This is a genomic window from Streptomyces sp. CB02980 (assembly GCF_014451325.2).
GTDB lineage: Bacteria > Actinomycetota > Actinomycetes > Streptomycetales > Streptomycetaceae > Streptomyces.
Genome location: NZ_JACSCH020000022.1, coordinates 18,286 through 40,580, shown reverse-complemented (window position 1 = coordinate 40,580; position 22,295 = coordinate 18,286). Strand labels below are relative to the sequence as shown.

23 protein-coding genes are annotated in these 22,295 nt (G+C 72.9%); 16 read left to right on the top strand and 7 right to left on the bottom strand.

The window, feature by feature from the left end; all coding sequences use genetic code 11:
- Positions 1 to 38: 38 nt before the first annotated feature.
- Together E0F75_RS33850 and E0F75_RS33845 are read right to left on the bottom strand one after the other, a co-directional pair.
- Entirely contained in the window at positions 39 to 665 is a 627-nt protein-coding gene (locus tag E0F75_RS33850) for a response regulator transcription factor (RefSeq protein WP_229314795.1), read from the bottom strand.
- Between the two features lie 5 nt (positions 666 to 670).
- Positions 671 to 1,897, bottom strand: coding sequence for a sensor histidine kinase (locus E0F75_RS33845; protein ID WP_374115480.1), 1,227 nt, complete (start codon positions 1,895 to 1,897; stop codon positions 671 to 673).
- 112 nt (positions 1,898 to 2,009) lie between these two features.
- On the opposite strand from E0F75_RS33845, the gene E0F75_RS33840 reads away from it, so the two are divergent.
- Both E0F75_RS33840 and E0F75_RS33835 read left to right on the top strand, forming a co-directional pair.
- Complete coding sequence (locus E0F75_RS33840) at positions 2,010 to 3,089, top strand: FtsX-like permease family protein (RefSeq protein ID WP_229314794.1); 1,080 nt, start codon at positions 2,010 to 2,012, stop codon at positions 3,087 to 3,089.
- On the top strand, positions 3,086 to 3,766 hold the full coding sequence (locus E0F75_RS33835) for an ABC transporter ATP-binding protein (protein ID WP_229314793.1): 681 nt from the start codon (positions 3,086 to 3,088) through the stop codon (positions 3,764 to 3,766). Before E0F75_RS33840 ends, E0F75_RS33835 begins: the two co-directional genes overlap by 4 nt.
- A 776-nt stretch (positions 3,767 to 4,542) precedes the next feature.
- On the opposite strand, the gene E0F75_RS33830 is transcribed toward E0F75_RS33835, so the two are convergent.
- The gene (locus E0F75_RS33830; RefSeq protein ID WP_030323875.1) at positions 4,543 to 5,349 is read right to left on the bottom strand and encodes an IclR family transcriptional regulator; all 807 of its coding nucleotides are present in this window, start codon (positions 5,347 to 5,349) and stop codon (positions 4,543 to 4,545) included.
- A 337-nt stretch (positions 5,350 to 5,686) separates the two neighbouring features.
- Between E0F75_RS33830 and allB the strand changes: the two genes are divergently transcribed.
- Positions 5,687 to 7,021, top strand: a complete 1,335-nt coding sequence (allB, locus tag E0F75_RS33825; RefSeq protein ID WP_229314792.1) for an allantoinase AllB — start codon at positions 5,687 to 5,689, stop codon at positions 7,019 to 7,021.
- Between the two features lie 3 nt (positions 7,022 to 7,024).
- Positions 7,025 to 8,143, top strand: coding sequence for an allantoicase (gene alc, locus E0F75_RS33820; RefSeq protein WP_229314791.1), 1,119 nt, complete (start codon positions 7,025 to 7,027; stop codon positions 8,141 to 8,143).
- 349 nt (positions 8,144 to 8,492) lie between these two features.
- Here alc and E0F75_RS33815 read toward each other — a convergent pair whose 3' ends face one another.
- On the bottom strand, positions 8,493 to 9,233 hold the full coding sequence (locus E0F75_RS33815) for an SDR family NAD(P)-dependent oxidoreductase (protein WP_229314790.1): 741 nt from the start codon (positions 9,231 to 9,233) through the stop codon (positions 8,493 to 8,495).
- Between the two features lie 172 nt (positions 9,234 to 9,405).
- Here E0F75_RS33815 and E0F75_RS33810 point away from each other — a divergent pair, with 172 nt between their 5' ends.
- From E0F75_RS33810 to E0F75_RS33800, 3 genes are all read left to right on the top strand, one after another.
- Positions 9,406 to 10,017: a dihydrofolate reductase family protein gene (locus E0F75_RS33810; RefSeq protein ID WP_229314789.1), complete on the top strand. Its 612-nt coding sequence runs from the start codon at positions 9,406 to 9,408 to the stop codon at positions 10,015 to 10,017.
- 176 nt (positions 10,018 to 10,193) lie between these two features.
- Complete coding sequence (locus tag E0F75_RS33805; RefSeq protein ID WP_229314788.1) at positions 10,194 to 11,129, top strand: DMT family transporter; 936 nt, start codon at positions 10,194 to 10,196, stop codon at positions 11,127 to 11,129.
- Between the two features lie 11 nt (positions 11,130 to 11,140).
- Positions 11,141 to 11,497 carry a hypothetical protein gene (locus tag E0F75_RS33800; protein WP_229314787.1) on the top strand — a complete coding sequence of 119 codons (357 nt, stop codon included), beginning with the start codon at positions 11,141 to 11,143 and terminating at the stop codon, positions 11,495 to 11,497.
- A 19-nt stretch (positions 11,498 to 11,516) separates the two neighbouring features.
- Here the strand turns inward: E0F75_RS33800 and E0F75_RS33795 are convergent, their stop codons facing one another.
- Positions 11,517 to 11,738: a hypothetical protein gene (locus E0F75_RS33795; RefSeq protein ID WP_229314786.1), complete on the bottom strand. Its 222-nt coding sequence runs from the start codon at positions 11,736 to 11,738 to the stop codon at positions 11,517 to 11,519.
- A 145-nt stretch (positions 11,739 to 11,883) separates the two neighbouring features.
- Here E0F75_RS33795 and E0F75_RS33790 point away from each other — a divergent pair, with 145 nt between their 5' ends.
- The 3 genes from E0F75_RS33790 to E0F75_RS33780 are packed head-to-tail and all read left to right on the top strand — an operon-like array spanning position 11,884 to position 14,982.
- Positions 11,884 to 13,098 carry a sensor histidine kinase gene (locus tag E0F75_RS33790; RefSeq protein WP_229314785.1) on the top strand — a complete coding sequence of 405 codons (1,215 nt, stop codon included), beginning with the start codon at positions 11,884 to 11,886 and terminating at the stop codon, positions 13,096 to 13,098.
- Positions 13,095 to 13,766 carry a response regulator transcription factor gene (locus E0F75_RS33785; protein WP_229314784.1) on the top strand — a complete coding sequence of 224 codons (672 nt, stop codon included), beginning with the start codon at positions 13,095 to 13,097 and terminating at the stop codon, positions 13,764 to 13,766. The genes E0F75_RS33790 and E0F75_RS33785 overlap by 4 nt, the downstream gene beginning before the upstream one ends.
- Before the next feature lie 37 nt (positions 13,767 to 13,803).
- A complete protein-coding gene (locus E0F75_RS33780; protein WP_229314783.1) occupies positions 13,804 to 14,982 on the top strand; it encodes a cytochrome P450 in 1,179 nt (392 codons plus the stop codon).
- Positions 14,983 to 15,100: 118 nt separating this feature from the next.
- Here the strand turns inward: E0F75_RS33780 and E0F75_RS33775 are convergent, their stop codons facing one another.
- Positions 15,101 to 16,099, bottom strand: coding sequence for a Gfo/Idh/MocA family oxidoreductase (locus tag E0F75_RS33775; RefSeq protein WP_229314782.1), 999 nt, complete (start codon positions 16,097 to 16,099; stop codon positions 15,101 to 15,103).
- Positions 16,100 to 16,238: 139 nt separating this feature from the next.
- Between E0F75_RS33775 and E0F75_RS33770 the strand changes: the two genes are divergently transcribed.
- The 6 genes from E0F75_RS33770 to E0F75_RS33745 all read left to right on the top strand — a co-directional run bounded on the left by E0F75_RS33770 (position 16,239) and on the right by E0F75_RS33745 (position 21,772).
- Positions 16,239 to 16,967: a GntR family transcriptional regulator gene (locus E0F75_RS33770; RefSeq protein ID WP_229314887.1), complete on the top strand. Its 729-nt coding sequence runs from the start codon at positions 16,239 to 16,241 to the stop codon at positions 16,965 to 16,967.
- A gap of 122 nt (positions 16,968 to 17,089) precedes the next feature.
- Positions 17,090 to 18,109 (top strand): sugar ABC transporter substrate-binding protein, encoded by a 1,020-nt coding sequence (locus tag E0F75_RS33765; RefSeq protein WP_229314781.1) that lies wholly within the window; start codon positions 17,090 to 17,092, stop codon positions 18,107 to 18,109.
- Entirely contained in the window at positions 18,106 to 19,161 is a 1,056-nt protein-coding gene (locus E0F75_RS33760) for an ABC transporter permease (RefSeq protein WP_229314780.1), read from the top strand. Before E0F75_RS33765 ends, E0F75_RS33760 begins: the two co-directional genes overlap by 4 nt.
- The gene (locus E0F75_RS33755) at positions 19,158 to 19,964 is read left to right on the top strand and encodes an ATP-binding cassette domain-containing protein (RefSeq protein WP_229314779.1); all 807 of its coding nucleotides are present in this window, start codon (positions 19,158 to 19,160) and stop codon (positions 19,962 to 19,964) included. The genes E0F75_RS33760 and E0F75_RS33755 overlap by 4 nt, the downstream gene beginning before the upstream one ends.
- Positions 19,965 to 20,021: 57 nt before the next feature.
- A complete protein-coding gene (locus E0F75_RS33750) occupies positions 20,022 to 21,197 on the top strand; it encodes an ROK family glucokinase (protein ID WP_229314778.1) in 1,176 nt (391 codons plus the stop codon).
- Complete coding sequence (locus E0F75_RS33745; RefSeq protein ID WP_229314777.1) at positions 21,194 to 21,772, top strand: hypothetical protein; 579 nt, start codon at positions 21,194 to 21,196, stop codon at positions 21,770 to 21,772. Before E0F75_RS33750 ends, E0F75_RS33745 begins: the two co-directional genes overlap by 4 nt.
- 8 nt (positions 21,773 to 21,780) lie before the next feature.
- Here the strand turns inward: E0F75_RS33745 and E0F75_RS33740 are convergent, their stop codons facing one another.
- Positions 21,781 to 22,218 carry a MarR family winged helix-turn-helix transcriptional regulator gene (locus E0F75_RS33740; RefSeq protein ID WP_229314776.1) on the bottom strand — a complete coding sequence of 146 codons (438 nt, stop codon included), beginning with the start codon at positions 22,216 to 22,218 and terminating at the stop codon, positions 21,781 to 21,783.
- Positions 22,219 to 22,295: the final 77 nt, after the last annotated feature.

The window sequence follows — 22,295 nt, the reverse complement described above, 5'->3', positions numbered from 1 at the left end:
GACAGAAGCGGCGCGACGTGTGCGCGGTGATCGTGGGGCTAGCGCCTGATCAGGCGGCGGGCCGTCGCCGTCGCCACCGCCGCCGTGCGGGAGTCCACGCCCAGCTTCGCGAAGACGTGCACCAGATGGGACTTCACCGTCGCCTGGCTCAGGAACAGCACCTTGCTGATCTGCTGGTTCGACAAGCCCTCGCCCACCAGCTGGAGCACTTCCAGCTCGCGCTTGGTCAGTGCCTCCGCCGGGGTCCGCATCCGGTCCATCAGCCGGTGCGCCACCGCCGGGGCCAGGGCCGACTGGCCGGCCGCCGCCGTACGGACCGCCGCCGCCAGTTCCTCCGGCGGGGCGTCCTTCAGGAGGTAGCCGGAGGCGCCCGCCTCCACCGCCGCCAGGATGTCCGCGTCCGTGTCGTACGTCGTCAGGACCAGCACCTTCGGCCCGTCGGGCACCGCCGTGATCGCCGCCGTCGCCTCCGAACCGTGCATCCCGGAGCCGAACTGCAGGTCCATCAGGACCACGTCCACACCCCCGGCAGCGGCCAGCTCCACCGCCCGCTCGGCCGTCGCCGCCTCCGCGACGACGGCGAAGTCCGGTTCCGTGTCCAGGACCGCGCGCAGGCCGGCCCGTACGACCGGGTGGTCGTCGGCCAGGAGAAGACGGATGGTCATGCTCTTCACGCTCCAGCGGGGAGGGGGAGGGAGACGGCGACGGCCGTGCCCTGGCCCGGGGCGGACTCGACGGTGAAGGTGCCGCCCAGCGACTCCGCGCGCGAGCGCATCGCCGGAAGCCCGAAACCGCCGTCGGAGGAGGGCCGTACCGCGCCGGGTTCAAAACCCCCGCCGTCGTCGACCACGTCCAGGGTCACCGAGGCGTCCATGAACGACAGGGTGATCTCCGCGCGCGACGCGCCCGCGTGCCGCACCGTGTTCGCGACCGCCGACTGGGCGATGCGGAGCAGTGCCACCTCGTAGGGGGTCGGCAGCTCGACCGGCGTACCGCTGACGGAGAAGCGGACCCGCGGCCCGGCCCCCGGCTCGCACAGCCGCTCCAGGGCCGCCGCCAGGGAGCCGTGCTCCAGGTCCGGCGGTGACAGCGCCCGGACGAACCGTCTGGCCTCCGCCAGGTTGTCCTGGGCCTCCTGCCGGGCCCGGTCGATGTGGCCCGCGGCGGGGGAGCCCGGTGGCAGCGCCCGCTCGGCCGCGCGGAGCAGCAGCTGGATCGAGGACAGGCCCTGCGCGAGCGTGTCGTGGATCTCGCGGGCGAGCCGTTCCCGCTCGGCGAGCGTCCCCGCGTGCCGTTCCGCGGCCGCCAGCTCCGCCCGCGTCTCGATCAGCTCCTCGATGAGCCGCCGCCGCCGCTCGCTCTCCCGGTACAGCGCGTGGTAGCCGAGGACCGTCGCCACCGCGACCGCCGCGCCGAGCAGCGGCCCGATGAAGACCCCGGGGTTGAGCGCGGCGCCGTGCCCCACGTACGAGAGGATCGCCGCGACCGCCGTCAGCGCCACCACCGGCAGCGACCAGCGGGCGGGCAGCAGATGCAGCTGGAGGAAGTAGAGCGGGAAGGCCACCCAGAGCGCCTCCGGGGTCAGCCACAGCATCGCGAGCCAGCAGACGCCCAGGACACCCAGCCACACCGCGGCGGCCCGCTGCGAGTCCCGTACGGACGGCAGATACGACCCGGCGGCGTAGACCGCGCCCGTCACCACCGCGAGCACCGTCCCGGCGACCGAGTCGGCCCGTAGCGCCGCGAGGGCGAGCAGGCCCGCCATCAGCAGGTGCAGACAGAGGCGCAGCGCGCGCAGGGCGGGGGTGAGGGGCCGCTGGGTGGGGTGGAGGGAGGAAGGGGGCGCGGGGTGGAGGGAGGAGTGGGGCGCGGGGTGGAGGGAGGAGTGCGGATCCATGTCCCCTCCAGCCTAGACAGCGACAGACGATCCGGGCTCAACCGAAAGTTTGATGCCGAGGCCATCCGTGGCGCGATGCCCGTGGGGCACCTCGCCGACCACTCTGGTCAGCATGTTCGTCGCATGGAGAGACCTCGGATTCGCCAAGGGGCGTTTCGCGCTCATGGGCACCGTGATCGTGTTGATCACCCTGCTCGTGGGCCTGTTGTCCGGACTGACCGCCGGCCTCGCGCGGGAGAACATCTCCGCGATCACCGGCCTGCCCGCCGACCGGCTCGCCTTCGCGGCGCCGCCGTCCGGGCAGTCGGTCTCCTTCACCAACTCGACGGTGACGGAGGAGCAGTGGCGCGCGTGGGCCGAGCGGCCCGGGGTGACGGCGGCCGCGCCGCTCGGCATCCGGACGCTCAACGGCGCCGCCGGGGACCGCACCGCCGCCGTGTCCGCCTTCGGTACGGAGCCGGAGGGCGGGCTCGCACCCGTGGCACCCGCGTCGGGGAAGGCCGTGCTCTCGGAGTCGGCGGCGGAGGAGCTGGGCGTCGCCGTCGGTGACCCCGTCCGCCTCGGCCCCCTGGAGCTCACCGTCGCGGCGGTCGCGGGCGATGCCTCGTACAGCCACACGCCGGTCGTGTGGACGACTCTCGACGACTGGCAGCGGCTCGGCCACAGCGGCACCACCCCGGAGGAGCAGGCCACGGTCGTCGCGCTCCGCGGCGGCGGGGGGACGGACTGGGGCGCGGGTGACAAGGCCGTCGGCACCGAGGCGCGGACCGTCGACGAGGCCCTCACCGCCATAGGGTCCTACCAGGCCGAGAACGGCTCGCTCCAGCTCATGCGCGGCTTCCTCTTCGCCATCTCGGCCCTCGTCATAGGGGCCTTCTTCACCGTCTGGACGATTCAGCGGAGCGGCGACGTCGCCGTCCTGAAGGCCCTCGGCGCTTCGACCCCTTACCTCCTCAAGGACGCCCTCGGGCAGGCGGTGCTGATGCTCACGGCGGGCACGCTGCTCGGGACGGGGCTCGCGGTCGGCGTCGGGGCGCTGGTCAGCGGCGGGAACGTGCCGTTCGTCCTCGAACCCCTGACCGTCCTCGGGCCGGCCGCCGTGATGGTGGTGCTCGGAGTCCTCGGGGCGGCGCTGTCCATCCGGCGGATCACCGCCGTCGATCCTCTTACCGCGCTCGGGAGTGCCCGATGAGTCTCGTCCTCGACGCCGTCACCCTCACCTACCCGGACGGCGACGGCCGGCTGACCGCGCTCGACGCGGTCTCCCTCACCGTCCCCGCCGGCTCCCTCACGGCCGTCGTCGGGCCCTCCGGCTCCGGCAAGTCCAGCCTGCTCGCGGTCGCCGCGACGCTGGTGACACCGGACCGGGGGCGGGTCGTCGTCGACGGTACGGAGACGGGGGAGCTGGACGCGGCCGGGCGGGCGGCGCTGCGGCGGGAGCGGATCGGGATCGTGTTCCAGCAGCCGAATCTGCTGCCGTCGCTCACGGCGGCGGAACAGCTCCAGGTGATGGCGCACGTCTCGGGGCGGCCGGCGAGGTCGGCCCGCGGCAGGGCTCTGGAACTGCTCGACGCGGTGGGCCTCGCGGACCTGGCCGGCCGCCGGCCGCACCAGCTGTCCGGGGGGCAGCGGCAGCGGGTCAACATCGCGCGCGCCCTGATGAACGAGCCGGCGGTGCTGCTCGTCGACGAGCCGACGAGTGCGCTGGATCATGAACGGGGGGCGGCGGTGGTGGAACTGCTCGCGGGGCTGACGGTGGGGAGGGGGACGGCGACGGTGCTGGTGACGCATGATCGGGGGCTGGTGGCTCGGGCGGGGCGGGTGGTGGAGGTCAGGGACGGCCACGTCTCGGAACCGGCCCGTATCTGACACCGCGCCTTGCCGTGGGGGCCGCGGCCCCGCCACAGCCGTGGGCTGCCGCCCGCCCACCCCGTTGTGGCCCTTCCGTCCCGCCGGCCGAACCCCACCCTCCCGGGCGGCGGTGCCCGCCCGCCGCCCTCGTTGTGGGCAGTCGTTCCTCCCCCAAGGACTTCGTCCAGGGGGGACCCCCAGGGGCGGAACGGGTGGGCGCAACGGAACGGCGCCCCTTTGCCGGGCCTAGGCTTCCGCGCCTGAACCCGCACCACAGGTGCGGCGCGCAGGGGGTGCGGGCCAGGGCGCAAGGGGCGGAGGCGCCGCCAGAGGGCGCCGTCCCGTGTGCCCACCCGTCCCGCCCTGCGGGACGATTGCCCACACGGCGGGTGGGGTGCGGCGGCGGGCGCCAACACGGCGGGCGGCGAGGGCGCGGCACGTGCCCGCACGGCGGGGGCGGCGAGGGCGCGGCGGGCGCCCACACGGCGGGTGGTGAGGGCGCGGCACGTGCTCACGCGGCGGGGGCGGCGAGGGCGCGGCACGTGCCCACACGGCGGGTGGTGAGGGCGCGGCACGTGCTCACGCGGCGGGGGCGGCGAGGGCGCGGCACGTGCCCACACGGCGGGTGGTGAGGGCGCGGCACGTGCTCACGCGGCGGGGGCGGCGAGGGCGCGGCACGTGCCCACACGGCGGGTGGTGAGGGCGCGGCACGTGCCCACACGGCGGGGGCGGCGGGGGCGGCGAGGGCGTGGTGGGTGCCGGCGCGGCGTGGTGGCACCCACCGCCCCGCAGGGTTACGCGCCGCCGTTGGCCGTCGTGTTCGCCAGCGCCGCGGACAGTTCTCGCGCCACTTCCTGGAGGATCGGGACGATCTTCTCCGTGGCCGCTTCCGTCACACGCCCCGCCGGGCCCGAGATCGAGATCGCCGCGGCCGTAGGGGAGTCCGGGACCGAGACCGCGAGGCAGCGGACTCCTATCTCCTGCTCGTTGTCGTCGACCGCGTACCCCGTCTCGCGGACCGCGACGAGCGCGTCGAGGAAGCCGTCCGGCGTCGTGATGGTCTTCTCGGTCGCGGCCGGCATGCCGGTACGGGCAAGCAGCGCGCGGACCTCCTCCGCCGGGGTGTGCGCGAGCAGCGCCTTGCCGACGCCCGTCGAGTGCGGCAGCACCCGGCGGCCGACCTCGGTGAACATGCGCATCGAGTGCTTGGACGGCACCTGCGCCACGTACACGATCTCGTCGCCGTCGAGCAGCGCCATGTTCGCCGTCTCGCCGGTCTCCTCGACGAGCCGCGCCAGGTAGGGGCGGGCCCAGGTGCCGAGGAGGCGGGAGGCGGACTCGCCGAGCCGGATGAGGCGGGGGCCGAGCGCGTACCGCCGGTTGGGCTGCTGGCGTACGTACCCGCAGGCGACCAGGGTGCGCATCAGGCGGTGGATGGTGGGGAGCGGGAGTCCGCTGCTGGCGGAGAGCTCGCTCAGCCCGACCTCGCCCCCGGCGTCGGCCATCCGCTCAAGCAGGTCGAAGGCACGCTCAAGGGACTGGACGCCCCCGCTCGCGGCGGGCTTGGCGGCGTCGGTGGTGCTGGCGCTGGACGTCGGCACGTCAACGGTCCTTTCGGGGCAGGCGGGCAAGGCAGCAGCCTATCGGCCCATTGGCCGGGGTACATGTTCCTGGTGGCGGCGTCCGCGCCGGTCAGGACGTGTTTGTCCGGTGTCGGTGACGGCCCGGAGCCGTCCGGGTCGGCCCCGGCTGTACGGAGCTACGTTCTACTGTACGGAATTTGCATTTCACTTGGTGGAAACATCCAAGCGGCGTGCGGCGGCGCCCGGTGCCGGCGGCGATGCTGGAAGTGTGCCCTTGACGACATGTCGTCCGGAAGTGAAGACTCCTTCAACAGTTCGTTGAATTTTTTCTTGAAGCACTGGAAGAGGGGTACGGGTGGACGTCAACCTGGTCCTGCGCTCGACGCGTGTCATCACCCCCGAGGGGACACGCCCGGCGTCGATCGCCGTCTCCGGAGGGACGATCGCGGCCGTGCTGCCGTACGACGCGGAGGTACCCGCCGGTGCCCGGCTCGAGGACGTCGGCGACGACGTCGTCCTGCCCGGACTCGTCGACACCCACGTACACGTGAACGACCCCGGCCGCACCGAGTGGGAGGGCTTCTGGACCGCCACCCGCGCGGCCGCCGCCGGTGGCATCACCACCCTCCTCGACATGCCCCTCAACTCGCTGCCGCCCACCACCACCGTGGAGAACCTGCGCGTCAAGCAGGAGGTCGCCCGGGCCAAGGCCCACGTCGACGTCGGCTTCTGGGGCGGTGCCCTGCCCGACAACGTCAAGGACCTGCGCCCGCTCCACGACGCCGGTGTCTTCGGCTTCAAGTGCTTCCTGTCGCCCTCCGGCGTGGAGGAGTTCCCCGAGCTCGACCAGGAGCGGCTCGCGACCTCGCTCGCCGAGATCTCCGGCTTCGACGGCCTGATGATCGTGCACGCCGAGGACCCGCACCACCTCGCCGCCGCGCCCCAGCGCTCCGGCGGCGCGTACGCCGACTTCCTCGCCTCGCGTCCCCGCGACGCCGAGAACACGGCGATCGAGAACCTGATCAACCAGGCCCGCCGGCTCAACGCCCGCGTCCACGTCCTGCACCTCTCCTCCTCGGACGCGCTGCCCCTCCTCGCCGCCGCCAAGGCCGAGGGCGTCAAGGTCACCGTCGAGTCCTGCCCGCACTTCCTCACCCTCACCGCCGAGGAGATCCCGGACGGCGCCACCGAGTTCAAGTGCTGCCCGCCCATCCGCGAGGCCGTCAACCAGGACGCGCTGTGGCAGGGGCTCGCGGACGGCACGATCGACTGCATCGTCTCCGACCACTCCCCGTCCACGACCGACCTCAAGACGCCCGACTTCGCGTCCGCCTGGGGCGGCATCTCCTCCCTCCAGCTCGGCCTCCCCGCCATCTGGACCGAGGCCCGCCGCCGAGGCTTCGACCTCACGGACGTCGTCCGCTGGATGTCCGAGGGCCCGGCCCGGCTCGCCGGCCTCACCCGCAAGGGCGCCATCGAGGCCGGCCGCGACGCCGACTTCGCCGTCCTCGACCCGGAGGCCACCTTCACCGTCGACCCGGCCGAGCTCCAGCACCGCAACCGGATCACCGCCTACGCGGGCAAGACCCTCAACGGCGTCGTCACCTCCACCTGGCTGCGCGGCGAGCGGATCGCCGACCACGGCACCCTGGCCGAGCCCTCCGGCCGCCTCCTCGAAAGGAACAACTGACCCGTGAGCACCGGCATACCCTCCTTCACCGGCGACGCCAGCCCCTACGGCGGTGGCGACCCCTACGCCGACTACCGGACGGCCGACTTCCCCTTCACCCAGTACGCCGACCTCGCCGACCGGCGCCTCGGCGCGGGCGTGACCGCGGCCAACGACGAGTTCTTCGCCGAGCGCGAGAACCTGCTCAAGCCCGAGGCCGCCGAGTTCGACCCCGAGCACTTCGGCCACAAGGGCAAGATCATGGACGGCTGGGAGACCCGCCGCCGCCGTGGCATCTCCGCCCAGCAGCCGCACCCCACCGAGGACGACCACGACTGGGCCCTCGTGCGGCTCGGCGCGCCCGGCGTCGTCCGCGGCATCGTCGTCGACACCGCCCACTTCCGCGGCAACTACCCGCAGGCCGTCTCCGTCGAGGCCGCCTCCGTCCCCGGCTCGCCCTCGCCCGAGGAGCTCCTCGCCGACGACGTGAAGTGGACGACGCTCGTCCCGCGCACCGCCGTCGGCGGCCACGCGGCCAACGGCTTCGCCGTCGACGTCCAGCAGCGCTTCACCCACCTCCGCGTCAACCAGCACCCCGACGGCGGCATCGCCCGCCTCCGCGTGTACGGCGAGGTCGCCCCCGACCCGAAGTGGCTCGGCGTGCTCGGCACCTTCGACCTCGCGGCCCTGGAGAACGGCGGCCAGGTCGAGGACGCCTCCGACCGCTTCTACTCCCCGGCCACCAACACCATCCAGCCCGGCCGCTCCCGCAAGATGGACGACGGCTGGGAGACCCGCCGCCGCCGCGACAAGGGCAACGACTGGATCCGCTACCAGCTGGCCGCCGAGTCCGAGATCCGCGCCGTCGAGATCGACACCGCGTACCTCAAGGGCAACAGCGCCGGCTGGGCCGCGCTGTCCGTCGCGGCCGAGGGCTCCGAGGAGTGGACCGAGATCCTGCCCCGGACCCGCCTCCAGCCCGACACCAACCACCGCTTCGTGCTCGACACCCCGGCGGTCGGCTCCCGGGTACGGATCGACATCTACCCGGACGGCGGCATCTCCCGCCTCCGCCTCTTCGGCTCCCTCACGGACGCCGGTACGGCCCGCCTGACGGCCCGCCACCAGGAACTGGGCGGCTGACCGGACCCGTACGAACAGGCGGGCCGGGGTACGCCCCCGGCCCGCCCCCTGAACTGGGCGGGTACGACACCCCGCCCGGCCCGCGAGGGCGCACCGGCACGACAGCACCGGTGCGCCCTCGCGAACCCCCCCTTTTTTGGGCTCGTTCGCCTCCGGGTGCCTGCAGCCGGGCTCACGACCCCGACCGTGCTCGACCCCCCTCGTTCCTCGGGGGGCCTCCGCGCGCTCGGGGTCGTTCCCCCGGCGGCGCCCTTCGGCTCACTCGCCGGTCATGTGGGTGGGCGCTTCGAGCCGGCCCCCCTGCATACGGGCGCTACGAGCCCGTCCGGTCCACAGGAATGTCGGCCGGTTACGCCGCGTGCCCGCCGTCCACCGAGAACTCCGCGCCCGTCACGTACCGCCCCTCCGGTCCCGCCAGGAACGCGACCATCGCGGCCACCTCGTCCGGTGTGCCGAAGCGGCCCAGTGCCGTCATGGCCGCCTGGCCCTCCGCGTACGGGCCGTCCGCCGGGTTCATGTCGGTGTCGACGGGTCCGGGGTGGACGATGTTGGCCGTGATGCCGCGTCCGCCCAGCTCCCGCGCGAGGCTCTTCGTCAGGCCGATCAGCGCCGACTTGCTGGTCGCGTAGAGCGTGCCGCCGGGGCCCGGTACCCGCTGGGTCATGCAGGTGCCGATCGTGACGATCCGCCCGCCCTCCGGAAGCCGCGCTGCCGCCGCCTGCGAGGCGAGGAACGCCGCCCGGACGTTCACGGCGAGGACCCGGTCCACGTCCGCGAGAGTCAGCGACTCCAGCGGGCCGAGGACCCCGGCACCCACGCTGTTCACCAGGACGTCGAGGCGCCCCAGGGCGTCCGCCGCCCAGTTCACCGCGCCCGCCGCGTCCCCGGCGTCGGCCGCGTCGGCCCGCAGGGGCAGCGCCTTCCGTCCGGTCGCCTCGATCCGCGCCGCCACCTCCTTGGCGCGCACCTCGTCCTGGACGTAGGTGAAGGCGACGTCGGCGCCCTCCCGGGCGAGCCGTACGGCCGTGGCCGCGCCGATCCCGCGGCTGCCGCCCGTCACCAGAACCGCCGTGCCGTTCATCGTGGACATCCCGAAACCTCCGTAAGAAGAAGCCGATAAGTGGTTGCGGGTTCAATGAAAGTCGCCTGGGCGTCCCGACGCTGGCATGAATCGGACGCCGACCCGGTCACCGATGAGTTCCGTCGGACGGCACGGTCTGAACTGCTGAGACACGATGGACCGGAGACGAAAGGGCACCACCATGGCCACGCTCAGCCTCACCCAGTTCCTGACCCTCGACGGCGTCCACCAGGCCCCGGGCGGCCCGGAGGAGGACCCCGGCGACGGCTTCACGCACGGCGGCTGGTCCGTGCCGTTCGGGGACGAGGACTTCGGACGGTTCATGGACGGGGTCTTCGCCCGGCCGACCGCCTTCCTCCTCGGCCGCCGCACGTACGAGATCTTCGCCGGCTACTGGCCCGAGCAGACGGACCCCGCCAACCCGATCGCCACGAAGCTCAACGCGCTCCCCAAGTACGTCGCCACCACCACCCTCGACTCCGCAGACTGGGCCGGTACCACCGTGCTCCGCGGGGACGTCGTCGAGGAGGTCCGGGCGCTCAAGGAGCGCACCGACGGGGAGATCCAGATGCACGGCAGCGGCGGTCTCGCCCGGACCCTGCTCGACCACGATCTGATCGACACCCTGCATCTGCTCGTCTTCCCGGTGATCCTCGGCACCGGCCGCCGCCTCTTCGCGGACGGCGTACGCCCCACCGCCTTCCGGCTGACCGACGCGCGCACCACCGGCGCGGGCGTCACCCTCACCACGTACGAGCTCGTGGGCCGACCCGAGTACGGCAGTTACGCCTGACCGGCCGGGCCGTCAGACACCCCCGTCCATCCCGCCCGCCACCGGCCCACGTACGGACGGACAGGAGTGAGCCCCGAAAGGTGTAGCCACCACAGGCCCGTCCCGGTACGGTGATCGCTCCACGTGCGAGCCGTCGAAGTCTCCACCCCACCCCGAGACTTGGAGATACGGCCGCAATGTCAGCTTCGTCGTCGATCGCCACCCCCGTGTCCCTCGGCGCCCCGCGCCGTGCCTGGCTCACCGACCTGCCCGTTCTGCTCGTCGCCGTCGTCTGGGGCGCCAGCTATCTCGCGGCCAAGGGCATCACCACCACCCACACCGTCATCGCGGTCCTCGTGCTGCGGTTCGCGGTGGTGCTGCCCGTCCTGGTCGTCGCCGGGTGGGCCAGGCTCCGGGCCCTGAGTGCCGCCCAGTGGCGTGGCGCCGGGGCCCTCGGGCTGATCCTCAGCGGGATCTTCCTCCTGGAGACCTACGGCGTCGTCCACACCTCCGCCACCAACGCGGGTCTGATCATCAGCCTCACCATGATCTTCACCCCGCTCGCAGAGGCCGCCGTCACCCGGATCAGGCCGCCCCGCGCCTTCCTCGGCGCCGCCGCGCTCTCCGTCCTCGGCGTCGTGCTCCTCACCCAGGGCGGGGGCTTCACCACCCCCTCCCTCGGCGACCTGCTCATGCTGCTCGCCGCCCTCGCCCGTACCGTCCACGTCCTGGCGATGTCCCGGATCAAGGCCGTCCGGTCGGCCGACTCGCTCTCCCTCACCACTGTGCAGCTGGGCTCCGCCGTCGCCGTCTTCGCCGTCATCGCGGCCTTCCCCCGCACCGGCGCCTCACCCTGGGCGGTGGCTCTCGACTTCGGCCCGCGCGAGTGGGCCGGGCTGATCTTCCTCTCCGTCTTCTGCACGCTCTTCGCGTTCTTCGTGCAGATGTGGGCGGTCCGCCGCACCTCCCCGTCCCGGGTGAGCCTCCTTCTCGGCACGGAACCGCTCTGGGCCGCCGCCGCGGGCATCGCCCTCGCCGGCGACCGCCCCGGCGTCCTCGGCCTCGCGGGCGCGATCCTCGTGCTCGCGGGCACCAGTTGGGGCCGCCGTGCCGCCGACAACGGGGCCGGGTAGGTTATTCGATCATGCGTTCACTGGTGTACGACAACGAGTTCCGCGCCAAGGCCCGGCGCACCCAGGGCTGGGGCCTCGGCCTCTTCACGATCGCCGCCCTGTGCTGGGTCTGGTTCGGCGTCCTGCTCCTCACCCCGTACGAGGACGCCGACGGCGGCGGCAGCCCCTGCCCCGCCCTGCTCACCAGCGATTACGTCCACGACGAGGAGTGCGTCGAGAGCCGGGACTGGCCCGGCATGCTCGCCCTCCTGGGTGGTTCCGTCCCGTTCGCCGTGGTCGGCGGCGCCCTCTACACCAGCGGCTCCGTCTCGCACCGGATGGCCGAGCACCTCGCCGAGGTGACCCGGCTCGACACGTCGAGCGCCTGAGCCCCGAGGGGCGGGCCGATCAGGACTTCGCCACCCGGTCCGAACCGATCATGAGGACCAGGCCGAGCACCGCGATCACGATGTCGGCGAACAGCTCACGGCCCTCGAGGAACCACACGTTCTCCGTGAGGAACCGGGTCACGCCGAGCAGACGGAACCAGCCGTCCGTCAGTTCGCGCACCACCCCGGCGACGCCGAAGAGAGCGAGCAGGAAACCGGCGACCCCCAGAAACTTCTTCATGAAGTGATCATGGCGCGGCCGGGAGAGCGGTCGCGTCCGCCTCCGGTCCACAGGCACCGCTACCGAAGTATCGACCTCCACGACTTCGGTAGCGGCCCGGCCGCCGATGCCCCGCACGCCGCCCCCGGCTGCGTACATTGCCGATATGACTCGCACGGACCGGCAGCGCTGGCTGCTCCCCTCCCACCTGGCCGAATCCGGTGGGAACGGGGAGGGCCGGCCCCGCCGTACCGTCCGCGACTGGATCGTGGACACCTCGCTCTTCCTCCTCGCCGCCTTCGTCGGCCTCATCGCCGCCGACACCAGCGCGCAGTACACGAGCGAGGCCGTCACCCTCGTCGACCAGCTCCTGGGCGCCGCCGCCTGCTGCGCCCTCTGGCTGCGCCGCCGCTGGCCCGCCGGGCTCGCGATCGGCCTCTCGCTGCTCAACATCGTGGCCCCGGTCGCCGCCGGCGCCCTCCTCGCGAGCCTCTTCAGCGTCGCCGTACGCAAACCCTTCCGCGAGGTCGCCGCGATCGGCGCGCTCGCCGTCGCCACCTCCACCGCGCAGGCCTTCGTCCGGCCCGACCCCACCACCAACACCGGGCTCTCCATCGCCCTCGGCTTCACCCTCATCCTGCTCGTCACCGCCTGGGGCATGCTCGTCCGCTCCCGCCGCCAGCTCGTCGAGGCCCTCAGGGAGCGCGCCCGCCGCGCCGAGGCCGAGGCCGAGCTGCGCGCCGCCCAGGCCCAGCGGCTCGCCCGCGAGGCGATCGCCCGCGAGATGCACGACGTGCTCGCCCACCGCCTCACCCTGCTCAGCGTGCACGCCGGAGCCCTGGAGTTCCGGCCCGACGCCCCGCCCGAGCAGGTCGCCCGTGCCGCCGGCGTCATCCGCGACAGCGCCCACGAGGCCCTCCAGGACCTCCGCGAGATCATCGGCGTGCTGCGCGCACCCGGCGAGAACGGCGACGGCGGCGACCGGCCGCAGCCCACCCTCGCCACCCTCGACGCGCTGATCGACGAATCCCGCGAGGCCGGGGCGGACGTCGTCCTCGACACCACCGTGGACGAACCGGCCGCCGTGCCCGCCGCCACCGGCCGCACCGTCTACCGCATCGCCCAGGAGGGCCTCACCAACGCCCGCAAGCACGCCCCCGGCACCACGGTCACCGTCACCGTGCGCGGCCGCCCCGGCGAGGGCCTCACCGTCGACGTCCACAACCCGGCACCCGCCGGACCGGTCCCGCCCGTCCCCGGCTCCGGCCAGGGCCTGATCGGACTCACCGAACGTGCCGCACTCGCCGGTGGCCGGATGGAGCACGGACCCGCCCCCGACGGCGGATTCTCCCTGCACGCCTGGCTACCGTGGCCCCCATGACCATCCGGCTGCTCATCGTCGACGACGACCCCCTGGTCCGCGCGGGCCTCACCCTGATGCTCGGCGGCGCCGAGGACCTGGAGATCGTCGGCGAGGGCGCCGACGGCCGCGAGGTCCCCGAACTCGTCACCCGGTACGCCCCCGACGTCGTCCTCATGGACATCCGCATGCCGCACGTGGACGGGCTCACCGCCACCGAGCGGCTGCGCGCCGAGCCCGGCGCCCCCGAGGTCGTCGTCCTCACCACCTTCCACGCCGACGAGCAGGTGCTGCGCGCCCTGCGGGCCGGCGCGGCCGGCTTCGTCCTCAAGGACACGCCGCCCGCCGAGATCGTCGCCGCCGTCCGCCGGGTCGCCGCCGGGGACCCGGTGCTGTCCCCGGCCGTCACCCGTCAGCTCATGACCCATGTCGCCGGACAGCCGGAGCAGACCCCGCGCACCGCGGCCGCCGGACGCCTCACCGAACTCGCCGACCGCGAGCGGGAGGTGGCCGTAGCCGTCGGCCGCGGTCTGTCCAACGCGGAGATCGCCGCCGAGCTGTACATGAGCGTGCCCACCGTCAAGACCCATGTCTCGCGGGTTCTCGCCAAACTCGGCCTCAACAACCGCGTCCAGATCGCCCTCCTCGTCCACGACGCGGGACTCCTGGACGAGGACGGCCAGAACTGATCGTTTCGGCTCTGGTCCTGTCGGATAGTCTGCGTCGATGTCCGTCATCGAACTGGGGGAGTACGGCGCGGACTTCACCGCGCATCCGTACCCCTACTACGCGAAGCTCCGCGAGGCCGGCCCCGTCCACGAGGTGCGGATGCCCGACGGCTTCCAGTTCTGGCTGGTCGTCGGGCACGAGGAGGGCCGTGCGGCGCTCGCCGACCCCCGGTTCGCCAAGTCCCCGCACGTGATCGGGGTACGGACGCCGGAGGAGGACGTCATCGGTGTCCACCTCCTCGCGGCCGACGCGCCCGACCACACCAGGCTGCGCCGCCTGGTCACGGGCGAGTTCACCGGCCGCCGGGTGGAAGCCCTGCGGCCCCGCATCGAGCGGCTCACCGCGGACCTCGTCGACGCGATGGAACCGGCCGGCCGGGCCGACCTCGTCGACGCCTTCGCGTACCCGCTGCCGGTCACCGTCATCTGCGAGCTCCTCGGGGTCCCCGCGGCGGACCGTGACACCTTCCGCCGCTGGTCGACGGAGCTGGTCACCCCCACCGGCGAAGAGGACTTCGCCCGGAGCATGGTGGACTTCGGCGCGTACCTCGACGCGCTCATCGAGGACAAGCGGGCCGCGGGCCCCGCCGACGACCTGCTCTCCGGTCTGATCGCCTCCCGCGCCGAGGACGGCGACCGGCTCTCCGGGCCCGAACTCCGGGCCATGGCCTATCTGCTGCTCATCGCGGGCCACGAGACCACCGTCAACCTGATCGCCAACACCGTCCGCAACCTGCTCACCCACCCCGATCAGCTCGCCGCCCTGCGCGCCGACCCGAGCCTCCTGGACGGGACGATCGAGGAGTCCCTGCGGTACGACGGGCCGGTGGAGACCAGCACCTTCCGGTTCAGCCGGGAGCCCGTCACCCTCGGCGGCACCGAGATCCCGGCGGGCCGGCACGTCCTCGTCGCCATCGGGGCGCTCGACCGCGACCCGGCCCGGTTCCCCGAACCCGACCGCTTCGACATCCGCCGGGACGCCCGGGGCCATCTCGCGTTCGGGCACGGCATCCACTACTGCCTGGGCGCCCCGCTCGCCCGGCTGGAGGGCCGGATCGCGCTCCGGACCCTCCTCGACCGCTTCCCGAACCTGGAACTCGACCCCGAGGGCGAGCCCTGGGAGTGGCTCCCCGGCCTCCTCATGCGCGGAGTCCGGCACCTTCCGGTCCGGTGGTGACTCCCGCCGGTCCGGTGGTGACGCCGACCGGTCCGGTGGTGACGCCGACCGGTCCGGTGGTGACGCCGACCGGCCCGGTGCGGAGGCCCGCCAGTCCGGTGCCGACGCCGGGGGACCGCTAGCCGATGTCGTCCACCCGTACCGGTCGCCGCTCCCGCCGCGAGCGCTCGCAGGCCTCGGCGATCCGGAGCGCCGCCAGGGCCTCCCGGCCGTCGCACGGGTTGGGCGCCTCGCCGCGGACCAGGCGCACGAACGCGTCGAGCTCCGCCTCGTACGCGGGGGCGAACCGTTCGAGGAAGCCGGTCCAGGGCTTCCCCGGCGGTGCCGACGCCCAGGGTTCCACCGAGGTGAGCGGGGTGCGGTCGTCCAGGCCCACCGCGATCTGGTCCAGATCGCCCGCCAGCTCCATGCGCACGTCGTACCCGGCGCCGTTGCGGCGGGTCGCCGTCGCCGTGACGAGCGTGCCGTCGTCCAGGGTGAGCAGCGCGGCCGCCGTGGACACGTCCCCGGCCTCCCGGAACATCGCGGGACCAGCGTCCGAGCCCGTCGCGTACACCTCCACGACCTCCCGCCCGGTCACCCAGCGCACGATGTCGAAGTCGTGCACCAGACAGTCCCGGAAGAGCCCGCCGGAGAGCGGGAGGTACGCGGCCGGCGGCGGCGCCGGGTCGGAGGTCGCCGCCCGTACGGTGTGCAGCCGGCCGAGCCGCCCCGAGCGCACCGCCTCGCGCGCCGCCCGGTACCCCGCGTCGAAGCGCCGCATGAAGCCGAGCTGGAGGTCCGTGCCCGCCTCGGCCACCGCCGAGAGCGCGGTCGCCGTCCCCGGCACGTCCAGGGCGATCGGCTTCTCGCAGAAGGCCGGGAGCCCGGCGCCCGCCGCGCGGGCGATCAGCTCCGCGTGCGCCGCCGTCGCCGAGGCGATCACCACGGCGTCCAGGGCGTGCGCGAACAGCGCGGTGACGTCCGGCGCGGCCTCCGCGCCGAGCGCCCCCGCGACCCCGGCCGCCCGCGAGGCGTCCGCGTCCGCCACGACCAGCGACTCGACCTCCGGGTGGCGGGCCAGCACACCCGCGTGGAAGCTCCCGATCCGGCCCGTACCGATGAGTCCGATGCGCATGGCCCCACCGTGGAGCCGTCCGTCCCCGGTGTCAAGGATTTGTCAGGACAACCGGACGTCACGACTTCCCGTCATCAGCGCCCCGGGCTACGCTCCCCCCGTGTCCAAGCAGTCAGGCTCCGCCCTGCCCCCGCTCTCCGTGGACCGCACCAGCCCGGTCCCGCTCTACTTCCAGCTGGCCCAGCAACTGGAGAGCGCCGTGGAGAACGGCACGCTGACCCCGGGCACCCTCCTCGGCAACGAGATCGACCTCGCCACCCGCCTCGGTCTCTCCCGCCCCACCGTCCGCCAGGCCATCCAGACCCTCGTGGACAAGGGCCTGCTGGTCCGCCGCCGGGGTGTCGGCACCCAGGTCGTGCACAGCACGGTCCGCCGCCCGCTGGAGCTGAGCAGCCTGTACGACGACCTGGACGCCGCCGGACAGCTCCCCGCCACCCGGGTCCTGGTCAACCGCGTCGAACCCGCCACCGGCCCGGTCGCCGCGGCCCTCCGCGTACCCGAGGGCAGCGAGGTCGTCTACCTCGAACGGCTCCGCACCGCGCACGGCGAACCCATGGCGTACCTGCGCAACCACCTGCCCGCCGGGCTCCTCGGCCCCGGCGAACCGGACACCGCGCTGCTGGAGACCACCGGCCTCTACCGGATGCTCCGCTCCGCCGCGCTCACCCTGCACAGCGCGCGCCAGGCCGTCGGCGCCCGCGCCGCGACCGCCGCCGAGGCCGGCCTGCTCGACGAACGGGAGGGCGCACCGCTGCTGACGATGGAGCGCGTCACCTTCGACGACACCGGCCGCGCCGTCGAGTACGGCTCCCATCTCTACCGGGCCGGCCGCTACTCCTTCGAGTTCCAGCTGATGGTCCGTCCGTAGGCCGTACCCCACCGGCCCGAGAGCCGGACACCGGCCCCCTGGCGAGCGCCGCGACCCGCATGACCGATACTGCAATGCACGACTGCAATGCACGCAAAGGACACAAAGGAGGGCACGGCCTCGTGACCAGGCTTCGGACAGGAGGGGTACGCGCCGCAGTCGGCGCCGTGCTCGCGCTCGCGCTCACCGGGGCGCTCGCCGGGTGCAGCAGCACTGGCGGAAAGCGGGCGGAGGACGCCCGCAAGGCCGCCGAGGCCCAGGGCAGGGCGGCCGTCGACACCCCCCGCTGGACCTTCGCCATGGTGACCCACTCGGGTGACGGCGACACCTTCTGGGACATCGTCCAGAAGGGCGCCAAGCAGGCCGCCGCCAAGGACAACATCAACTTCCTCTACGCCCACAGCGACGAGGCCCAGCAGCAGGCGCAGCTGATCGACTCGTACGTCGCCAAGGGCGTCGACGGTCTGATCGTCACGCTCGCGAAGCCCGACGCCATGAAGGCCGCCGTAGAGAAGGCCGTCAAGGCCGGCATCCCGGTGATCACCGTGAACTCGGGCGCCGAGCAGTCCAAGGCGTACGGGGCGCTCACCCACATCGGCCAGGACGAGACCGTCGCCGGCGAGGCCGTCGGCGAGGAGCTCGACAAGCGGGGCAAGAAGAAGGCGCTCTGCGTCCTGCACGAGCAGGGCAACGTCGGTCACGAGCAGCGCTGCGCCGGCACGAAGAAGACCTTCGACGGCGAGCTGGTCAACCTCTACGTCGACGGCACCAACATGCCGGACGTCAAGGCCTCCATCGAGGCCAAGCTCCAGTCCGACAAGGACGTCGACGCCGTCGTCACCCTCGGCGCCCCCTTCGCCGACGCCGCCGTCCAGGCCGCCAAGAGCGCCGGGAGCAAGGCCGAGATCGACACCTTCGACCTCAACGCCAAGGTCGCCACCTCCCTCCAGGCCGGCACCCTCGGCTTCGCCGTCGACCAGCAGCCCTACCTCCAGGGCTACGAGGCCGTCGACCTGCTGTGGCTCTACCGCTACAACGCCAACGTCCTCGGCGGCGGCAAGCCGGTCCTCACCGGCCCGCAGATCATCACCGAGGACGACGCCGCGAAGCTCGTCGAGTACGCGGAGCGGGGCACCCGATGAGTTCCACCGCCCCACCGTCGGACGGGCTCGACCACGTCGACGAACGGCTGCTGCGCACCACTCCGCTGAAGAAGCTGCTGGCCCGCCCCGAGCTCGGCTCGGTCGTCGGCGCGATCGCCGTCTTCGTCTTCTTCTCGGTGGTCGCCGACAGCTTCCTGAACCCGTCCAGCCTCGGCACCGTGCTGTACGCGGCCTCCACGCTCGGCATCATGGCGGTCCCCGTCGCGCTGCTCATGATCGGCGGCGAGTTCGACCTGTCCGCCGGTGTCCTGGTCACCAGCTCGGCCCTGATCTCGTCGATGTTCAGCTACCAGATGACGGCGAACGTCTGGGTCGGCGTCGGCGTCTCGCTGCTCGTCACCCTGGCGATCGGCGCCTTCAACGGCTTCATGCTGACCCGTACGAAGCTGCCCAGCTTCATCATCACGCTCGGCACCTTCCTCATGCTGACCGGCCTGAACCTCGGCCTCACCAAGCTGATCAGCGGCACCGTCTCCACCAAGACCATCGCCGACATGGAGGGCTTCTCCTCCGCCCGCAAGCTCTTCGCCTCGCAGCTGACCATCGGCGGCGTCGAGTTCAAGGTCACCATCCTGTGGTGGTTCGGCCTGGTCGCGCTCGCCACCTGGATCCTGCTCCGCACCCGCTTCGGCAACTGGATCTTCGCGGTCGGCGGCGGCGCCGACGCGGCCCGCGCGGTCGGCGTCCCGGTCTACCGGACGAAGATCGGCCTCTACCTGGGTGTGGCGTTCTGCGCCTGGATCTCCGGCCAGCACCTGCTCTTCTCCTTCGACGTCGTCCAGTCGGGCGAGGGCGTCGGCAACGAGCTGATCTTCATCATCGCGGCCGTCATCGGCGGCTGCCTGATCACCGGCGGATACGGCTCCGCCATCGGCTCGGCGGTCGGCGCCCTCATCTTCGGCATGACGAGCAAGGGCATCGTGTACGCCGAGTGGAACCCGGACTGGTTCAAGTTCTTCCTGGGAGCGATGCTCCTCCTGGCGACCCTGCTGAACGCCTGGATCCGCAAGCGCGTGGAGGCCACCAAGTGACGACGGCCACGAAGACCGAGTCCGCTCCGCTCGTCGAGCTCGACGACGTCAGCAAGTACTACGGCAACATCCGCGCCCTCGAAGGGGTCTCCCTGGAGGTCCGCTCCGGCGAGATCTCCTGTGTCCTCGGCGACAACGGCGCCGGCAAGTCCACCCTCATCAAGATCGTCGCCGGCCTCCACCAGCACGACACCGGGACCTTCCGCATCGAGGGCGAGGAGGTCACCCTCGCCAACCCGCGCGACGCCCTCGACCGGGGCATCGCCACCGTCTACCAGGACCTCGCCGTCGTCCCGCTCATGCCGGTCTGGCGGAACTTCTTCCTCGGCTCCGAACCCACCAAGGGCTCCGGCCCCCTCAAGCGGCTCGACGTCGGCCTGATGCGGACCACCACCCGCGAGGCGCTGCTCCGCATGGGCATCGACCTGCGCGACGTCGACCAGCCCATCGGCACCCTCTCCGGCGGCGAGCGGCAGTGCGTGGCCATCGCCCGGGCCGTCCACTTCGGCGCGAAGGTCCTCGTCCTCGACGAGCCGACCGCCGCGCTGGGCGTCAAGCAGTCCGGCGTCGTCCTGAAGTACGTGGCCGCCGCCCGCGACCAGGGTCTCGGCGTGGTCCTCATCACCCACAACCCGCACCACGCGTACCTGGTCGGCGACCGTTTCGTGCTGCTCAAGCGGGGCGTCATGGCCGGCAGCCACACCAAGGGCTCCGTCACGCTCGACGAGTTGACCCGGCAGATGGCCGGCGGCACCGAGCTTGAGGACCTGCGGCACGAACTGGAGCGGCCGTCCGGGACGTGACGGACGCGGCCGCGATCGAACGGCCCCTTGACACCCCACCTGGCAGAATCGGAGCCGATGAGTACCTACCGTGACCTCGCCCACCGGGGATCGGCCCGGGGCACCGTGCTGCGGACCGTCGGCACCCGGGAGCGGCGCTCCCATCTGACGGCGCCCCGGGTGCCGACCGTCGGCATCGACATCGGCGGTACGAAGGTGATGGCCGGCGTCGTGGACGCCGACGGCAACATCCTGGAGAAGCTCCGCACGGAGACCCCGGACAAGTCCAAGAGCGCCAAGGTCGTCGAGGACACCATCGTCGAGCTGGTCCTGGACCTGTCCGACCGGCACGACGTGCACGCCGTCGGCATCGGCGCGGCCGGCTGGGTCGACGCCGAGCGCGCCACCGTGCTCTTCGCCCCGCACCTCGCCTGGCGCAACGAGCCCCTCAAGGACGCCCTCCAGAGCCGCCTCGCCGTCCCCGTCATGGTCGACAACGACGCCAACACCGCCGCCTGGGCCGAGTGGCGCTTCGGCGCCGGACGCGGCGAGGACCACCTCGTCATGATCACCCTCGGCACCGGCATCGGCGGCGCCATCCTGGAGGGCGGCCAGGTCAAGCGCGGCAAGTTCGGGGTGGCCGGCGAGTTCGGCCATATGCAGGTCGTCCCCGGCGGCCACCGCTGCCCCTGCGGCAACCGCGGCTGCTGGGAGCAGTACAGCTCCGGCAACGCCCTGGTCCGCGAGGCCCGCGAGCTGGCCGCCGCCGACTCCCCGGTCGCGTACGGGATCATCGAACGGGTCAAGGGGAACGTCCCCGAGATCACCGGACCGCTCATCACCGAGCTCGCCCGCGAGGGCGACGCCATGTGCGTGGAGCTGTTCCAGGACATCGGGCAGTGGCTCGGCGTCGGCATCGCCAACCTCGCCGCCGCCCTCGACCCCTCCTGCTTCGTCATCGGCGGTGGCGTCTCGGCCGCCGACGACCTGCTCATCGGCCCCGCAAGGGACTCCTTCCGCCGCCACCTCACCGGCCGCGGCTACCGCCCCGAGGCCCGTATCACCCGCGCCCAGCTCGGCCCCGAGGCGGGGATGGTCGGCGCCGCCGACCTCGCCCGGCTCGTCGCCCGCCGCTTCCGCCGCGCCAACCGGCGCCGGGTGGAGCGGTACGAACGGTACGAGCGCTACGCCCAGGCCCTGCGCAGCGGGACCTCGGGCCGGGCCCCCCGTATCCCCGAGGACCCGCCTTCATGACCCTGCCCCACCAGTCCGCCCCGCCGCGCGACCCCGGGGGCAAGCTCCCCGAGGACCGCCGGCACATGATCCGCCGCCGCTGGCTGACCGCCGTCATCATCGTCCTGCTCGTGGGCATCCCGGCCGGCTATCTCGTCATCTCCGCGGGCCAGAGCCGCGACAGCGGCCGCGACAAGGAGCGCGAGTCCTCGGCCGCGGGCCTCCAGGACAACTGGCCCTCGCTGATGAAGCGCCGGGTCTTCGAGGTCCCGGTCCCCGCCGGGGCCTGGGACGTCGCGTACTACGAGACCAGCAACTGGAAGACGAGCCGGCTGTACGTGCAGTTCACGACGACCGCCGCCGGCCTGGACGGCTTCCTCGCCGAGTCCGGCACGAGCCGCGCCGCGCTCACCCCGGGCCGGATCACGGTCGGCGACCGTGACGCGGACATCGCGGGCTGGAACTTCGTCGAGGGCATGAACTGGGCCGGCACGACGGTGAAGCGCGAGGAACCGCGTCCGACGACCGATCTGACGGTCGACCTCACCGAGCCGGCGTTCCCCCGGGTGTACGCGGTCTCGACGACGAGTCCCTGACCTGCCGGTCAGGCGTTCTTCTCCATGCCCGGGCGGAGCCGGGCGAGCAGGTCGTAGAGGGTCGTGCTCTCGGCCGCGTCGAGGGTGTCGAGGGCGCCGCTGGTGGCCTGCATCTCCTCGCGGACGCGGCGGATGATGTCCCGGCCCTCGTCGGTCGCCACGACGTTCTTGACGCGTCGGTCGGAGGGGTCGGGCTCGCGGCGGACCAGGGAGCGGGCCTCCAGGCGGTCGATGATTCCGGTGACGTTGGACGCGTCGCAGACGAGCAGGGTGGCGAGGGCGCGCATCGGCAGCGGGCCGTTGAGCTGGGCGAGGACCTTCGCCTGGGTGGAGGTCAGACCGTGGTGGGCCGCGGCGGCCGCGAAGTCGCGCCACTGGGCCGTGCCGATGGCGGCGAGGAGCTCCATGAGCTGGAGCCTGGTGGGGGTCTGGGTCGTCGCGCTCATGCGTCGAGCGTACTCAGAACACTTGACATTATCAATTGTTTACTTGACCACCTCAAGTATCCGGGTCTACCTTCGAC

What these genes read in the sequence shown, in the direction of transcription:
- E0F75_RS33850 (WP_229314795.1), bottom strand. Translation starts at nt 665, where the DNA reads ATGACCATCCGTCTTCTCCTGGCCGACGACCACCCGGTCGTACGGGCC.
- E0F75_RS33845 (WP_374115480.1), bottom strand. Translation starts at nt 1,897, where the DNA reads ATGGATCCGCACTCCTCCCTCCACCCCGCGCCCCACTCCTCCCTCCAC.
- E0F75_RS33840 (WP_229314794.1), top strand. Translation starts at nt 2,010, where the DNA reads ATGTTCGTCGCATGGAGAGACCTCGGATTCGCCAAGGGGCGTTTCGCG.
- E0F75_RS33835 (WP_229314793.1), top strand. Translation starts at nt 3,086, where the DNA reads ATGAGTCTCGTCCTCGACGCCGTCACCCTCACCTACCCGGACGGCGAC.
- E0F75_RS33815 (WP_229314790.1), bottom strand. Translation starts at nt 9,233, where the DNA reads ATGTCCACGATGAACGGCACGGCGGTTCTGGTGACGGGCGGCAGCCGC.
- E0F75_RS33810 (WP_229314789.1), top strand. Translation starts at nt 9,406, where the DNA reads ATGGCCACGCTCAGCCTCACCCAGTTCCTGACCCTCGACGGCGTCCAC.
- E0F75_RS33805 (WP_229314788.1), top strand. Translation starts at nt 10,194, where the DNA reads ATGTCAGCTTCGTCGTCGATCGCCACCCCCGTGTCCCTCGGCGCCCCG.
- E0F75_RS33800 (WP_229314787.1), top strand. Translation starts at nt 11,141, where the DNA reads ATGCGTTCACTGGTGTACGACAACGAGTTCCGCGCCAAGGCCCGGCGC.
- E0F75_RS33795 (WP_229314786.1), bottom strand. Translation starts at nt 11,738, where the DNA reads ATGAAGAAGTTTCTGGGGGTCGCCGGTTTCCTGCTCGCTCTCTTCGGC.
- E0F75_RS33790 (WP_229314785.1), top strand. Translation starts at nt 11,884, where the DNA reads ATGACTCGCACGGACCGGCAGCGCTGGCTGCTCCCCTCCCACCTGGCC.
- E0F75_RS33785 (WP_229314784.1), top strand. Translation starts at nt 13,095, where the DNA reads ATGACCATCCGGCTGCTCATCGTCGACGACGACCCCCTGGTCCGCGCG.
- E0F75_RS33780 (WP_229314783.1), top strand. Translation starts at nt 13,804, where the DNA reads ATGTCCGTCATCGAACTGGGGGAGTACGGCGCGGACTTCACCGCGCAT.
- E0F75_RS33775 (WP_229314782.1), bottom strand. Translation starts at nt 16,099, where the DNA reads ATGCGCATCGGACTCATCGGTACGGGCCGGATCGGGAGCTTCCACGCG.
- E0F75_RS33760 (WP_229314780.1), top strand. Translation starts at nt 18,106, where the DNA reads ATGAGTTCCACCGCCCCACCGTCGGACGGGCTCGACCACGTCGACGAA.
- E0F75_RS33750 (WP_229314778.1), top strand. Translation starts at nt 20,022, where the DNA reads ATGAGTACCTACCGTGACCTCGCCCACCGGGGATCGGCCCGGGGCACC.
- E0F75_RS33745 (WP_229314777.1), top strand. Translation starts at nt 21,194, where the DNA reads ATGACCCTGCCCCACCAGTCCGCCCCGCCGCGCGACCCCGGGGGCAAG.
- E0F75_RS33740 (WP_229314776.1), bottom strand. Translation starts at nt 22,218, where the DNA reads ATGAGCGCGACGACCCAGACCCCCACCAGGCTCCAGCTCATGGAGCTC.